The 13,516-nt window shown below is 71.1% G+C and carries 14 protein-coding genes and 1 tRNA gene; 3 read left to right on the top strand and 12 right to left on the bottom strand.

The genetic code is table 11. The features are described 5' to 3' along the window. Nucleotides 1–24: 24 nt before the first annotated feature. From HUG12_RS12930 to HUG12_RS12895, 8 genes are all read right to left on the bottom strand, one after another. Complete coding sequence (locus tag HUG12_RS12930; RefSeq protein WP_179269163.1) at nucleotides 25–1,557, bottom strand: phosphoenolpyruvate carboxykinase (ATP); 1,533 nt, start codon at nucleotides 1,555–1,557, stop codon at nucleotides 25–27. A 157-nt stretch (nucleotides 1,558–1,714) separates the two neighbouring features. Continuing rightward, a complete protein-coding gene (locus HUG12_RS12925) occupies nucleotides 1,715–2,446 on the bottom strand; it encodes a GNAT family N-acetyltransferase (protein ID WP_179269162.1) in 732 nt (243 codons plus the stop codon). Nucleotides 2,447–2,603: 157 nt separating this feature from the next. After that, complete coding sequence (locus HUG12_RS12920) at nucleotides 2,604–3,671, bottom strand: mRNA surveillance protein pelota (protein ID WP_179269161.1); 1,068 nt, start codon at nucleotides 3,669–3,671, stop codon at nucleotides 2,604–2,606. A 111-nt stretch (nucleotides 3,672–3,782) separates the two neighbouring features. Beyond that, nucleotides 3,783–4,490 carry a DUF4013 domain-containing protein gene (locus HUG12_RS12915; RefSeq protein ID WP_179269160.1) on the bottom strand — a complete coding sequence of 236 codons (708 nt, stop codon included), beginning with the start codon at nucleotides 4,488–4,490 and terminating at the stop codon, nucleotides 3,783–3,785. A 10-nt stretch (nucleotides 4,491–4,500) separates the two neighbouring features. After that, nucleotides 4,501–5,142, bottom strand: coding sequence for a DUF4013 domain-containing protein (locus tag HUG12_RS12910; protein WP_179269159.1), 642 nt, complete (start codon nucleotides 5,140–5,142; stop codon nucleotides 4,501–4,503). Beyond that, on the bottom strand, nucleotides 5,143–7,260 hold the full coding sequence (gene rqcH / locus HUG12_RS12905; RefSeq protein WP_179269158.1) for a ribosome rescue protein RqcH: 2,118 nt from the start codon (nucleotides 7,258–7,260) through the stop codon (nucleotides 5,143–5,145). Between the two features lie 568 nt (nucleotides 7,261–7,828). After that, nucleotides 7,829–7,912: transfer RNA gene (locus HUG12_RS12900), tRNA-Ser, on the bottom strand. 86 nt (nucleotides 7,913–7,998) lie between these two features. After that, nucleotides 7,999–8,556, bottom strand: coding sequence for a hypothetical protein (locus HUG12_RS12895; protein WP_179269157.1), 558 nt, complete (start codon nucleotides 8,554–8,556; stop codon nucleotides 7,999–8,001). On the opposite strand from HUG12_RS12895, the gene HUG12_RS12890 reads away from it, so the two are divergent. Then, nucleotides 8,518–8,943: a hypothetical protein gene (locus HUG12_RS12890; RefSeq protein ID WP_179269156.1), complete on the top strand. Its 426-nt coding sequence runs from the start codon at nucleotides 8,518–8,520 to the stop codon at nucleotides 8,941–8,943. The genes HUG12_RS12895 and HUG12_RS12890 overlap by 39 nt on opposite strands. Before the next feature lie 15 nt (nucleotides 8,944–8,958). Here HUG12_RS12890 and HUG12_RS12885 read toward each other — a convergent pair whose 3' ends face one another. Then, nucleotides 8,959–9,705, bottom strand: a complete 747-nt coding sequence (locus HUG12_RS12885) for a TIGR04282 family arsenosugar biosynthesis glycosyltransferase (RefSeq protein ID WP_179269155.1) — start codon at nucleotides 9,703–9,705, stop codon at nucleotides 8,959–8,961. 59 nt (nucleotides 9,706–9,764) lie between these two features. On the opposite strand from HUG12_RS12885, the gene HUG12_RS12880 reads away from it, so the two are divergent. Continuing rightward, complete coding sequence (locus HUG12_RS12880) at nucleotides 9,765–9,965, top strand: hypothetical protein (protein ID WP_179269154.1); 201 nt, start codon at nucleotides 9,765–9,767, stop codon at nucleotides 9,963–9,965. A 42-nt stretch (nucleotides 9,966–10,007) separates the two neighbouring features. Here the strand turns inward: HUG12_RS12880 and HUG12_RS12875 are convergent, their stop codons facing one another. The 3 genes from HUG12_RS12875 to HUG12_RS12865 all read right to left on the bottom strand — a co-directional run bounded on the left by HUG12_RS12875 (nucleotide 10,008) and on the right by HUG12_RS12865 (nucleotide 12,821). After that, on the bottom strand, nucleotides 10,008–10,640 hold the full coding sequence (locus HUG12_RS12875) for a uracil-DNA glycosylase (RefSeq protein ID WP_179269153.1): 633 nt from the start codon (nucleotides 10,638–10,640) through the stop codon (nucleotides 10,008–10,010). A 6-nt stretch (nucleotides 10,641–10,646) separates the two neighbouring features. Next, nucleotides 10,647–12,515: a Glu-tRNA(Gln) amidotransferase subunit GatE gene (gene gatE / locus HUG12_RS12870; protein WP_179269152.1), complete on the bottom strand. Its 1,869-nt coding sequence runs from the start codon at nucleotides 12,513–12,515 to the stop codon at nucleotides 10,647–10,649. Nucleotides 12,516–12,653: 138 nt separating this feature from the next. After that, nucleotides 12,654–12,821 carry an HVO_2901 family zinc finger protein gene (locus tag HUG12_RS12865; protein WP_179269151.1) on the bottom strand — a complete coding sequence of 56 codons (168 nt, stop codon included), beginning with the start codon at nucleotides 12,819–12,821 and terminating at the stop codon, nucleotides 12,654–12,656. A 104-nt stretch (nucleotides 12,822–12,925) separates the two neighbouring features. Between HUG12_RS12865 and HUG12_RS12860 the strand changes: the two genes are divergently transcribed. Continuing rightward, entirely contained in the window at nucleotides 12,926–13,516 is a 591-nt protein-coding gene (locus HUG12_RS12860) for a winged helix-turn-helix transcriptional regulator (protein ID WP_179269150.1), read from the top strand.

The following is a 13,516-nucleotide window of genomic DNA, read 5'->3' as shown; positions in this document are numbered from 1 at the left end:
CCCGGCGGCGCGCCGCGAACGAGGTCAGTAGACGGCGTTCCGGATCCGGTCCTCGAGCGCCTCGAACCCGTCGAGATACGACCGGCGGTCGGCACGGAGGTCCCGCAGCCGTCGCTCGTGGTCGTCGACGGCGTCGGCGACCGAGAACGCCCCGACGTCCAGTCCCGGCACTCGACTCGGCACGGTGAAGCCGGTCTCGGGGTCCTCGCGCCACTCGACGGTCCCCCGGGCGAGTTCCCGGAGGATCGTCACGGTGTCCTCGACGCCGACGTCCACGCTCCCGTCGCCGAGCGACCCGGTGTTGAGGACGAAACAGTCCACGTCGAGCCGCTCGACGAGGTCGCGGAAGCGGTTCCCCTCCTCGCCCTCCGGGCCGATTATGAACGGGTTGGTGCCGACGACGCGTATCGACTCGCCGGCCCGGTCGGGGTCGCCCGCGCTCGTCTCGACGGACTCGCCGAGCATGAACGCCGCCGCCGCCTCGTCGTGGTCGAGCCGCGCGACCGGGGGCATCGTCGGATTCCGCGTGATGAAGAACACTTGGTCGACCCGCTCCAGGTCGACGTCGGCGGCCGCCGAGGAGAGGTGCTCCCTGAGGACGGTCGCCCGGCCGTTCGAGGTGTACTCGTCGCTGTCGAAGTCGACGACGCCGTCGCCGTCGACCGCCACGTTCTCGAGGACGGCGGACTCGTGGGTGGTCGCCTCGTACAGCGCGGACTGCTCCCCGGGGTCGAGTCCGATGGTCTTGACGTAGAGGCCGTTCCCCTCGCTGCCGGCGACGGTCCCGTCGGGGAGCAGCGCGCAGACGTCGTCTTGGAGCATTGTCGCCTCCTCGGGCGCCTCGAGCCCGAAGCCGTGGGCGGTCAGCGTCGACTTCCCGGTCGCCGAGAGGCCGAGGAACAGCTGTCCCACCGCGTCGAGGTCGCCGTCGGGCGAGCGCGCCACCACGCGCTTGCCGCCGGCGTGGAGGCCGAGCCCGCCCCGTCGCTTGGCGCGGTACATGTACAGCCTGAGGAACGACTTCTTCGCCTCGCCCGTGTAGTCGCTGCCGAGGACGGCCGTGAACCCCTCGTCCGGCAGCACCCTGATCGCGACGTCATCGCGGTCGGGAAGCTGGACGGTCACGAAGTCCGGCTCGGGCGGCCCCCCGGTCGCGTCGCCGGGGGAGACCGGCTCGCACAGTTTCGCCCACGCGAGCGCGATGCGGGCGTACTCGCGGGGGACGAAGAGCCGGCAGACGAACGAGAGGTCGGGGTGACGTCCCAGCCGGCGGTCGAGACACAGCATCCCGCGTTCGCCGACGGCGTCGGCCGCCTCCTCGAGGAGGGCGTACTCGTCGCGGTCGAACTCGTCGTCGACGGCGTTTCTCGTCCGGTCCGCGTTGCGCGAGCGGTGCTCGCTCACGTAGGCGGGCGAGCCGAACTCGGTCGTCACCTCCTCGTCGGCCGCGAGTTCGCGGAGTAGTTCGAACGACGGGTCGTACGTGACGTCCTCGGCCTCGACGGGGTCCGGGAGCGCCGCCGCCGGGGCGCTGTCCCTCGCCCATGCGTTCGACATCAGTGGAAGAGGACGGGCGTGTCTGTAATAGTAGTTGGTGGGTAATCGTCACCGACGGGACGGTCCGTCGGGTAGGGTCGATCATCGTCCGGCGCTCGTCCGGGCGGGACCGCGTGGAATCGAACCGTCGTGCGGGTCGACGGTGGCGGACGGTCGATCAGAACGTGTAGGCCATCATCACCTCGTCGACGTACTCCCCGTCGATGGTGTAGTGCTCCTCCCGGATCGCCTCGGTGTTCCAGCCGTGGGCGGAGAGGAACGAGATGGCGTGCTCGTTGGTCACGGGGATGCTGTTGTACACCTTCCGGTAGCCGTTCGCCTCCGCCCAGTCGAGTCCGCGCTGCAGGAGTTTGCCGCCGATCCCGTAGCCGCGGTGGGCCGACTCGACGCCGACCGTCTGCTGGGCCGTCTCCCGGATCCGGCGGACCTGCGGGAGGTCGAGGTGGGTCCACCCCGTGACCTCCCCGTCGACCGTCGCGACGAAGAACAGGCGGGACTCGACGGTGTTGTGGCGCGTGACGGTGTCCTCGTACAGCAGTTGCTCCGCGATGCTCTCGGCGACGACGTACGTCTCCTCGGCCGTGACGTCCCGGATCGCGTCGACGAGACCCTCGAAGTCGTCCTGTCTGGCCGGCCTGATCGTGAACTCGACGTCGCCGGCCTCGTACTCCTCGACGCTGCCCGCGTCGAGCGCGACCCTGAGGGTCCCCCCCTCCTCCTCGAGGTAGCCCTTCGACTTCAGCAGGTCCAGTTCGGCCCGGAACTCCTCGGAGGACACGGACAGCACGTCGAGCAGGACGTGTCGTTTCGCCGTCCCGTGCCGCTCGACGTACTCGTACATCCGCTTTCTCGCCTCCGACTCGAACGTCGGCCGTTCGATCGTCTCCATGCCTCCCGTTAGGGGAACCTCCGGCTTATTTTTTGCTCGTCGTTATCACGTGACACGATCCGGTTCGTCGGACGTCGGCCGGTCCCCGAGCGACGACGTCGCCGGCGCGGGATTCGTCGCCGGAGTTCCCGTCCCTCTCCGAACTCGCCGTCCCCGGCTACTGCAACCGGTAGCGAAGCAGCGCCGCCACGCCGCCGAGGTTGCGGAGTTGCTGACCCGGGGCGAACTCCTCGGAGAAGACGACGACGTCGCCGCCCTTCTGTTCGACCTCCTCGATGAGGTCGTTCGCGTCGATCGACCAGTCGCCCTCGCCCTGGCGCTCGGAGCGGAGGCGCTCGTCGAGGACGAGCAGGGTCTCGACGGCGCCGAACTCCGCGGCCTCCATCGTCTCCTCGACGCCGTAGGTCGCCTTCGCGCCCTCCGCGATCCGCTCGGTGAGTTCGTCGATGAGTTCGGCCTCGCGGGCGATGCGCGTCTCGCGCTGGACGTCGGCCACGGCGCCGCGCTTCAGCACCTCGTGGACGCCGCGGTCGCCGGCAGCCGAGGTGTCGACGACCGTGATGCGGTCGGCCAACTCGCGGTGCTCCTCGGCGACGTGGTCGCGCGCGTCGTTCTTCGTGAACCCCGGACCCGCGAGGATGATCGCCTCGGGGTCGAGGTGGGCGAGCGCGTCGCCGAGTTCCGCGAACAGTTCCTCGCGGGGCCGGGCGAACTCGCCCTTCCCGGTCGGCTTCGTGAAACTGGCGTACTCCTCGGTGCCGTACTGCTGGACCGTGTGGACGTACGCCGCGCCCTCCTCCACGGTGGCGATGGCGACGTCGGGCGCGTCGGTCGCCTCCTCGGCCTCCTCGATGCGCTCCATCTGGTCGGGCTTGAACCGCTTCTCGACGGTGAGTTCGGATCGCTCCTCGACGTTGATGGTGTGGTGGTGGCCGAGTTCGTCCTCGCGCGAGCAGCCGACGATGACGCCGCCGACCCGGAGCCGGTTGGCGAAGCGGGCGAACTCCACGTCCTCCACCTCTAGGGTGACGCGCATGTGCTCGCGTTCCCCGCCGGTGTCGCGGAGGCGGTCGTCGTCGCGCTGGACCCGTCTGGTCGTGTCCGCCTCGACGTGGTCGCCGGGCTCGAGGACGTGCGAGAGATGCCAGAGGTCGTCGGTCGTCTCCGGGACGACCGTGAGCCGCTCGCGGCCCTCCGCGCCGCGGCCGCGGCCTTCGATTCGCATGGCCGGAACTGCGCGACCCGGCTACTAAGGCCTTCTCAGACGGCGCCGGGGAACCCCTCGGACGCCACACGTCAGGTCCTCGGAGGCCCCGCCCGGGCCCCGCCCGGGTCTTCAGACGCGGTCCGAACGTGACGACGCCGCGGCCCCGCCCCGGATGCCGGGCAGTCCCGCCGCACGTCGTCCCTCGGCGTACGCCCGCCCGAACAGGTAGTAGGTGACGACCTGCCCGTAGAACAGCAGCGGGATGCCGACGAGGAGGACCGCGAACGGCGCGGCGACGGCGTTTACGACCGACCCGAGGACGACCGCGAGGAGGACCGCGACGAGGTAGTCGGTCGTGAGCGCCACGGACGTCACCGTCGAGAGGTCGAACGCGGCGCCGAGTCGGCCCTCGACCGCGAAGTTCGTGAACATCGCCGGGAGGAAGTACGCGACGACGAGCGCGAGGACGCTCAGGAGGACGTAGACGAGCGCGACGACGACTCCGAGCGCTGCGACGTTCCCGCCCGAGTCGCCGACCGCCACTAGCCCGCCCGTGAGCAGCGCGGTGACCAGGACGAACGGCACTGCGATCACGATGCCGACGACGAGGCCCACGACCGTGAGTTTCAGCCCGTCCACGAAGAGGCCGCCCCAGTCGGTGAACGACGGGGCCTCGGACTCGCCCCTGGCCGACGAGTCGAGGACCCGAACGAGGTAGCCCTGCACGACGAACGCCGGCAGCACGAGCACGCCGAGGACGAGGAGCAGTCCGCCGATGACGAGCGTCGCGACGCGGTCGTCGCTCTCGATGGGGTAGCGCAGGGCGTCTCCGAGCATGCTCGTCGCGTCACGGAGCCGATGTAAAACGGTTTCCCCCGACGGCGGCGGCCCACGCGGCGGCCGCGACGACCTCCGCGTAGAAGAGGACGAAAAAGCCCAGGGCCACGCGGTTCAGCCCCGGCGAGAGCGCGGCCGCCGTCCCGAGGGTCGCGCCGCCGACGACCCACGCGTAGAAGTACCGGCCGTTCGCGGCCGTGGAGAGCAGTTCTCGCGGGGCGAACGCCGCCCGCAGTCCCTCCCGGGAGAGGCCGACGAGCGCGGCCGGGAGCAGGTACGCGACCGCCGCGGCCGAGAGCAGCGAGAGCGTCGACGCGACGACGAACACCCCGGAGGGGACGTCGGCCGGCACCCCCTCGATCGCGGCCCGGCCGACGGTGACGAGCAGCAACGCCAGCGGCGGCAGCAGGTACGCGACACAGACGACGGAGCCGAGCACGCCGTCCCGGAGGAGTCGCCGTGGGTCCCGGAACAGCGGCGGGTCGCCGTCGGAACCGTCCCGAAGGACGCCGACGAGGTAGCCGACTACGGGGACCAGCGGGACGAGAGGGAGATACGCCGCGAGGAGGTGGAGGCCCCCGCCGATCGCGAGCGTCTCGAGGACGTCACCCCGGTCGCCCCGGAGGGGGAACCGGAGCGCCTCCCGCAGCATCTACACCCCGAGCAGGTCGCTGCCGCCCGGCGGGAGGAACTCCTGGATGCGGTCCGCCGAGGCCACCTTGCGGACGAACGCCTCGTCCGCGAACCGGCGCTTGAACTCGCGGTAGCACTTCACCGCCGCGTCGTTCTGCGCGAACTTGCCCGGTTCGAGCCCGATGACCGTCTCGGCCTGCCCTTCGATGGCCGAGGGGGGACCGCCGACGACCCGGGTCTCGGGTTCGACCTGGACGCCGACGGCGACCTCGGCGGGGACGTCCCGGTAGTACTCCCGGTCGCCCCGGATCACGAACCCGCCCTTCTCGACGTACTCGCCCGACTCGGGGGTCTTCGACACCTGGTCGGGCGCCACGAGGTAGGCGTCGCCGGCGCCGCGGCCGTCCTTCCACACGGAGGAGTAGGAGACGGCGAACTGGGCGGCCTCCTCCCGGGACCGCTCTGGGATGGTCACGTCGCGCGCCGCCTCGGAGGGGTCCGTGGCCTTGACGATCGTCACCGGACCGCCGTGGGCCTGCGCGTGCAGGAACAGGTCGTCGGCGTCCATGTACTTCTTCACCAGTTCCTCGTTCTGGTCCGCGTTGCGCCCGCCGATGACGAGGAAGCCGTCGCTCGTGTGGAACCACCGGAAGCGCTCGTACCAGTGGTCCCCCTGGCGGACGGGGATGGAGGGACGGGAGAGCCAGTCGACCTCGCGTTCCTCGTTCCCCTCGGTCGCCCCGTCCTCGCCGTCGGAGTCTGGTTCCCCCGCGTCCCAGTCGCTTCGCTCCCACTCCGCCTTGCGCTCCCGGACGGCCGCCAGTTCCTCCCGGGTGTTCTCGATCGCCTCCTGTGCGCCCTCCTTCTTCCCCTCGATTCGCTTCGCTTCCTGGTACAACCGGTCGGCGTTCTTCTCCGGTCCGGTTAGCGCGTCCAGCGTCACCGAGGTGTCGCCGAGGGAGAGCCGAACGGTCCCCTCGGCGCCGTTCACGTCCTCGACGGCCTCGGCCTCGGCGATGCCGCGCTCGGCCCCTTCGGCGAACGTCTCCTCGATGTCCTCCCACGCGCGACCCTCCTCGCGGGCCGCCTGGACCGTCGAGAGCACGTCGTCCACCAGGTCGTAGTGGGCGTAGACGAGCTCCGCGCGGGCGCGCTCGGCGTCGGCCTGCTCGTCGAAGTCCTCGATCGCGCCCTCCTGCTGCTGGATGATGCGTTTCTTCTTCTCGATCTCGGCCTCGAAGTCCGGCGAGTCGTCGACCGCCTCGTCCTCCGTGAGGTCCAGCCGGTGGAAGTAGGCGTCAAGAGCGGCGTTGAAGTCGTCGTACGCCTCGCTCTCGAGCCCCTCGTGCTCCTCCAGCGGGAGCGGCGTCACGTCGACCACCTCGCCGTCCTCGAGGTAGACCCGCGGGTCGAGATCACCCGAGCGTAGTCGGTCCCGGAACCTGACGATTGCGTCGTGGACGGCCCGGAGCTGGCCGTCGGTCACTCCCTCGACGTCGGTCGTCTTCTCGACGCCCGCGCGGGTGCAGAACTCCTCGGCGTAGAGGCCGCCGAGGTTGAGCTGGGTCGCGAGCGTCCGCACGACGTCGGTGTCGGACTCGCGCATCCGCGCCGCGAACGGTTCGTAGTCGACGTTCAGCGGGTGCATCCGCGACTCGGGGTACTCGTACCGGCTGCCGGGCGCGATGGTGCGCGACTTCAGCCGGACGGTCTCGAGGCTGCGCAGCACCTCGCGGGTCTCGTCGAGCACGGCGACGTTCCCCTGACCGAACAGCTCCGCGACGACGACGGTGTCCTCGTCCGGTCGGTCGAACTCGAAGGTGAGGATGCGGTCGAACTCGTACTGCTCGACGCCGGCGAACTCGCCGCCGCCGATGCGCGCGCGGAGCGTCTTCGCGAACTCGGGGGGGCGCCCGGGCGCGTCGGGGACGCGGGCCGGGTCCGCGACGTGACACCGCTTCACGTCGCCGGTCTCGACCAGGAGTTCGACCCGGCCGCGGTCGAAGTCCCGGAGCTTGAACCGCACGAGGTCGTCGCCGTAGAGGTAGACCTTGTCGACCTTCGCGCCCTCGTAGCGCCCGAGTTCCCCGACGAGCGCGGCCAGGTCGACCGACGTCATCTCGCGTTTCGGGTCCATTCGTTGTGTTCGGTAGTTGGGGTGGGCGTTTGGGCGTTGCGGGATGGGTCCGATACGTCTGTAGGCCACTTGCTCCACCCATTTCTGGAACACCCATGCTCAGAAAGCCCTCGACCCTATCGGGGAAGGCGGACGAAGCAAGCACCACAGCGCGAACGGAGTGAGCGTGAGGAGCACAGCGAGGCCCCCGACTCGATAGGGTCGACCCCTTTCAGCCCCGCACGACCGCACCTCACCTACCTCGGAGCGAACTCCTCGGAACTCACCCAACCGCCCGCGCTTCCCGCTCGCTCGCGCTCGCTGCGATGCTCGCCCCCTGCGCGGTTCGGCCACGCACGGGGTTCGGCCGCCGCGCGCCACGGCAGCAGCGGTGCGGTCGCAAACGCACACCTCCGGGAGGGGGCGAACGCGGTGAGCGAACGAGCGGGCCGACGACCGACCCGAGCGAGCGAAGTCGTTCGAAAGGCGCGAAGCGCCTTTCGTCCCACGAGCGACGGGAGCGAGGAGCGCTTTCGGTCGAGCTTTTACCGAGGGCTGCGGAAGGCAGCCCGCAGCGTAAAAGGTCGAGCGGTGGGACTGGGATTCGAACCCAGGAAGCCGTGAGGCTACCTGCTTTCAAGGCAGGCGCAATGGGCCGCTCTGCCATCCCACCGCATCGGGAACTCGTCGACGCTGGACAAAAGTCGTTCCGTTCGACGTCGGTCGCTTCCCCCGTCGCGTCTCCGGCGACGGCCGGCGTCACTCCCCGTCGGTCGTCGGCGTCGACGACACCTCGGTCTTGGCGTCGCGGTCCCCCGCCGGTGTCTTCAGGTGGTGGCGCATCAGGACCGCGGGGCGGGTCACGTCGGATCCGAACTCCTTGGTCCAGGACGCCTCCTCGTCGGCGTCGAGTTCGAGTTCGAACGAGTACGGGGCGTAGGCCGCCACGCCGCCCTCGACGTTGAGCACGCCGCGGAACGCTCCCGGGACGTCGCCCACGTTTCGGGCCGTGACCGTGGCGCCGAACGACTCCCTCGCCTCGACCGTCTCGGGAACGTCGAACGAGACGAGTTCGAAGGTCGGTTTCGGCCCCGCGAGCCGGGTCGCGTGTTCGTCGTCGAGCCGCCACGACGCCTCCCCGAGCGTGATCCGCGGGTCCTCGCCCGACGAGCCCGCGGGGACGGCGAACCCGATCCACCCCTCGCCGTCCGCCTCCGGATCGAACGGCGCCCCCCAGCCGTCGACGCCGTAGGTGTCGACGACGAACGTCGTCGTTTCGTGACCGTCACCGTCCGCGACCAGCCCGAAGTCGTCCACCTCGGGAGATCGCCGGACCCTTCGGGGGAGGCCTCGACCGCGGCGAACACGTACCAGACGCCGTCCTCGGCGGTCACGTCCATCGAGTCCGGCGAGTCGAGGTACTGGAACGACTCCCGGACGGCGACGCGTGTCACCGACACCGTCGCCCCGTCGACGGCGAGTTCCTCGCCGATCGCGACGGACCCGTCCGGGGACGACGACCCCCCGGGCGAACCGGTCGATGCCGGGGACCGGATCGGCTCGTCGGTCAGGGGTTCCGAGCCGGTTCCGTCGCCGCCGGACGGGGCGGCACAGCCGGCCATCCCGGCGAGGGCGGTGCCGGCGACTCCGAGTACGCGTCGGCGCGTGGAGGGCATCGGCTACGGGTCCTGCGGCGGCCGGTAAGTGTCTTCCCCCGCGCTACCCGTCGAGGACGACCTCGCCGTCGCGCACCCTGAGCCCGCGCTCGTGGACGAACGAGGCGGTGTGGTCCGGGACGATCCGCTCGGCGGCGATGCGCGACCAGAGCACGGGGAGGAGGTCCCGGAGGTCCGCCTCCGTCTCGACCGCGACCTGCATCGGGAGGAACTCCACGTCGTGGCCGGCGTCCCTGGCCCTGTTCGTCAGCGTCTCGAGTTCCGCATCGCCGAACGAGTCCGCGAAGTCCACGGGCGCGGTGTAGCCGGCGAAGTACGTCCGGCCGCGGGTCGACGGCCCGAGCACCGTCTCGTTCGTCCGGAGCTTCATCGCCGACGAGTCGACGACCGGTCGGGTGAGAAGCGGCGCAGTCCCGCGGACGGCGGCGACCGACGTGGCCCCCTCCTCGCGGAGCAGGTGGGTCACGGCGTTGCCGACCCGCGCGGAGACGGTCGAACCGACCTGTGGCTCGAAGCGCGCCTCGGTCACGTCCTCCAGCGCCCCGGCGGCGAGCGAGCGCAACTCGGCCTCGCTCGACGTGTCGGTCACGAACTCGTCGGGCAACAGATCGTCCGGGCGGTAGTTCACGAGCAGGTCGGCCCCCGAGCGCTCGACGGCCCGAACGGTGTCCGAGAGCAGCGCACGGTACAGGTCCGCGGCGTCCTCGGCCGAGAGCGGGGAGGTCCCCGCGAGGTCGGGGAGCGCGAGTCCGGGACGGGGCGGGTCGGCGAGGACGACGACGACGGTCATGGGGGACCTCCGCGCGGGGCGTCCTTCAACCTTATACACTCGCCCGTTCCAGCGGAGGTATGCGACTCGCTCGATTCGGCGTCCTCGGCACGCTAGCCATCGCCCTGCTGACGGCCGGTGCGCTCGCCACGTTGCTCCTCGCCGGACCCTCGCGGGCCGGCGTCGGCGTGACGCTCGCGCTGCTGGTCGTGGCCGTTGGCGCGGCCGTCCTCTGGGGCTGGCGGACCGCGCCGCGGCGGTGGCGCACGCGGTACTGGTGAGTCGGCGGGGGAGACGATCAGACCGGACGGCCGTGGCCGGACCTACCGGCTCCGCCGTCCCTTCGTCTGCCGGTAGTCGCGCGAGAAGACGTTCTCCAGCACGTGGTCGACGAACGCGTCCGCGTCCGCGTCCGTCAGGTCCTCGAGGTCCTTCATCGGGAGCAGTTCGAACCCCCGGCCGCGGACCGTCGTCGCATGTTCCGCGTCGGCGTCGAAGCTCTCCGGCGCGCGCGTGGTGTACTCGACGGCCAGTTCCTCCAGCGCGCGCTGGCCGACCGGGACGATGAGTTCGGGGTTGATCATCCGCAGTTCGGCGTTCCGGAACGGCTCGCAGTTGGCGACCTCCACGTCGGTCGCGGGGCGATCGGGGTGCCGGCACCGCGCGAGATAGGTGAGGTACGCGTTCCGCAGTTCGGGTTCGTCAGCGTCTGGGGGCGAGTTCGAGAGCCCCAGGTCGCCGAGAACCCGCTGCAGCCGTTCGCCGGCCTCGTCGCCCGTGAACGGCACGCCGTTCCGCTCGGCCCCGGCCGTCGGCGACTCGCCGATGACGAGCACCTCCGCGCCGGCGTCGCCGTAGCCGTGGACCACGCGCTCGCGACACGCGGCGAGTTCCGGGCAGTTCCGGCACTCCTCGTCCATGCCGAACGGGTTCGCGAACTCCTCCTGGACGGGCATCTCAGTTCACGCTCGCTTCCGGATCTCCTCGCGGAGGGCGTCGCTCACGACCTCGCCGTCGGCCCTCCCGCGGAGCGCCCCCATCGCCTCGCCCATCAGGCCGGAGAAGGCGCCCATCCCCTCCGTCTCGACCTGCTCGGCGTTGCGCTCGACGACCTCGGCGACGGCCTCGCGCACCTCGTCCTCGTCGACGCCCGAGAGTCCGGCCTCCTCGACGGCCTCCTCGGCGGTCAGGCCGGGGTTCCGGGCGAGCGTCGCGAGCACCTCGTTCACGCCCTCCTTCGCGAGGTCGCCGTCCTCGACGAGCTCGAACGTCGAGAGAAACGCCCCGTCGGTCAGGTCCTCGACGGGGACGTCGTCCCGACGGAGTTCCGTGACGACGGACTCCAGCGTCGTGGCGGCGAACGTCGGGTCGACCCCGGCCTCGACCGCCTCCTCGAACAGGGGCATCCGGCGGCCGTACGCGACCTGTTCCGCGAGCCCCGGATCGAGGCCGTACTCCGCGGCGTACCGATCGGCCTTCTCGGTGAGCAGTTCCGGCGTCTCCACGTCGGCCGGGTCGAGCTCGACCGGCGGGACGTCCGTCTCGGGGTAGAGCCGCGCGGCGCCCGGCAGCGGGCGCATGTAGCGGGTCGTCCCGTCGTCGTTCGCGCCGCGGGTCTCCTCGGGGACGCCCTCGATCGCGACGGCCGCGCGCTCGGCCACGGCGTCGATCGCCAGTTCGGCCGTCTCCGGGTCGTCGGCCACCAGCGCGACCGCGTCCTCGGCCCCCGCACCGACGGCCTCGCGGAGCGCCGCGACCTCCGACTCCGTGACCCCGTAGGCCGGCAGTTCGTCGGTGTGGAACACCCCGCCCGCGCCGTGTCGCTTCGCGTGGTCCGAGAGCTCGGTCCCGAGCCGGCGGTCGGGCTGGAGTTCCCGGCCGACGACGCCGTCGAAGCCCGCGAGCCGGACCGCGTGGACCGCGCCGCCGTCGTCCAACGCGCCGGCGATGACGCCAGAGTCGGTGCCCTCGAAGACCTCGGTCACGTCCGTCGGCTCGGCCACGCTCGCGTCGCGCTCGTCGAGCTCCGCGGCGATCCCGACGAGTTCGGCCTGTCGGTCGACCTCGAGGGCGACGATCTCGTCGATCTGGTCGAGCGCCTGGACGCCCTTGATCTCCACGCGGGCGCCGTCGGCGATGGAGACGTTCACGTCCTGCCGGATGGTGCCGAGCCCGCGCTTCACGGCGCCCGTCGAGCGGAGAAGCATCCCGATGCGCTCGGCCGCGTCCCGGGCCTGCTTCGGGGTCGAGACGTCCGGCTTCGTTCCGATCTCGACGAGCGGGATGCCCAGCCGGTCGAGCGAGTAGCGGACCCCCTCTTCCGTCTCCGCGACCCGTTTCGCGGACTCCTCCTCCAGCATCAGGTCCTCGATGCCGACGGCGCCGTCCGGGGTCTCGATCTCCCCCTCCTGGCCGAGCAGCGTCGAGCGCTGGAAGCCGGAGGTGTTCGAGCCGTCGATGACGATCTTCCGCATGACGTGCGCCTGGTCGACGACGGTCGCGTCGAGCAGGTTCGCGATCTGCATCGCGACCGAGAGCGCCTCGGCGTCGATCTCGGCGGGCGGTTCGTCGTCCTCCTCGACGAGGCAGGTCGTGTCGTACGCGAGGTACTCGAACTCCCGCTCGACCCGTGACTCCTCGAGGGCCGCCTCGTCGATCTCGCCGAGTTCGGACTTCGTCGGGTGCAGGAACCGGGTGACGGTCCGGTCGGACTCCTCGGGCTCCCGCAGCGTCGTCGGCGACCCGCAGAACAGCTTCGTCGCCGTGTCGAGCTGCTGGTGGATCTCCAGCCCGGCGACGAGGCCCAGGTCGTCGTAGTCGCGGTCGGTCATTGCCGGGACTGGGGCGTCCGTCGCCAAAAAGGGTGTGAGTCGCGTGCGGTCGTGGCCGGGCCGGTCCGTTCGGGCCGGCCCACGTAGGCGGGGTCTGGCCGGGCGAACCGTCCGAGCGAACCGTCCCGCCGAACCGCGTCAGTCGAGTCGCTTCAGGCCGTCGCCGATCCCGGTGGAGTCGCAGTCGTCGGTCGGACAGGCGTAGTGCCAGCCGTCGGTCGTCGCACGCCCCTCCGGGAACTCGGAACCGCACCGCCGACACCGGAGCAGGTCCCGGCCGGTGCTCCGGGAGATGAGTCGCTGCATGTCCGAACTCTCGCGGGGACGCAAGTTGAACGTACCGATAGTTCATCCGCCGTTACCGGCCGGTTTGGGCAGGAACTTTCCCCGCGCGTTCCCAGTGCCCGACCATGCGCGATCTCGACGACACCGACCTGGACATCCTCCGCATGCTCACAGAGGACGGCCGCCGGTCCTACAGCGACATCGCCGAGGCGGTCGACCTCTCCCCTCCGGCCGTCTCGGACCGCGTCTCCCGCCTGCGGGAGACCGGCGTCATCCGGCGGTTCACGGTCGACGTGGACCGCTCGACGCTCCGGGCCGGCGCCCCCACGCTGGTCCGCGTGACGCCGGCGGCCGGCGACCGGGAGACGGTCCGCGAATCCCTCGTGGACGCCGGCGCGGTCGAGCACGTGTTCGTCACCGACGACGGCGACGTGCTCGCCCACGTCCGCGTCCCGGACCGGCCGACCTACGAGTGGGTCGAGGCGACGCTCGGCCCCCAGCACGTGGCCGACTTCGCGGCGGAACCGCTCGTGGACGCCGAGTGGACGCCGAGCGTCGGCGCCGCCGAGTTCGCGTTCGAGTGCGCCGAGTGCGGCAACTCCGTGACGAACGAGGGGTCGACCGCGCGCGTCGGCGGCACGCTCCACCACTTCTGCTGTCCGACCTGCGAGTCGCAGTTCCGCGAGCGCTACGAGCGGATCGAGGAGGAGGCCTGA

Origin of the sequence: Halorarum salinum (assembly GCF_013402875.1) — an archaeon.
GTDB lineage: Archaea > Halobacteriota > Halobacteria > Halobacteriales > Haloferacaceae > Halorarum > Halorarum salinum.
This window is presented reverse-complemented; position numbering and strand designations above follow the sequence as displayed.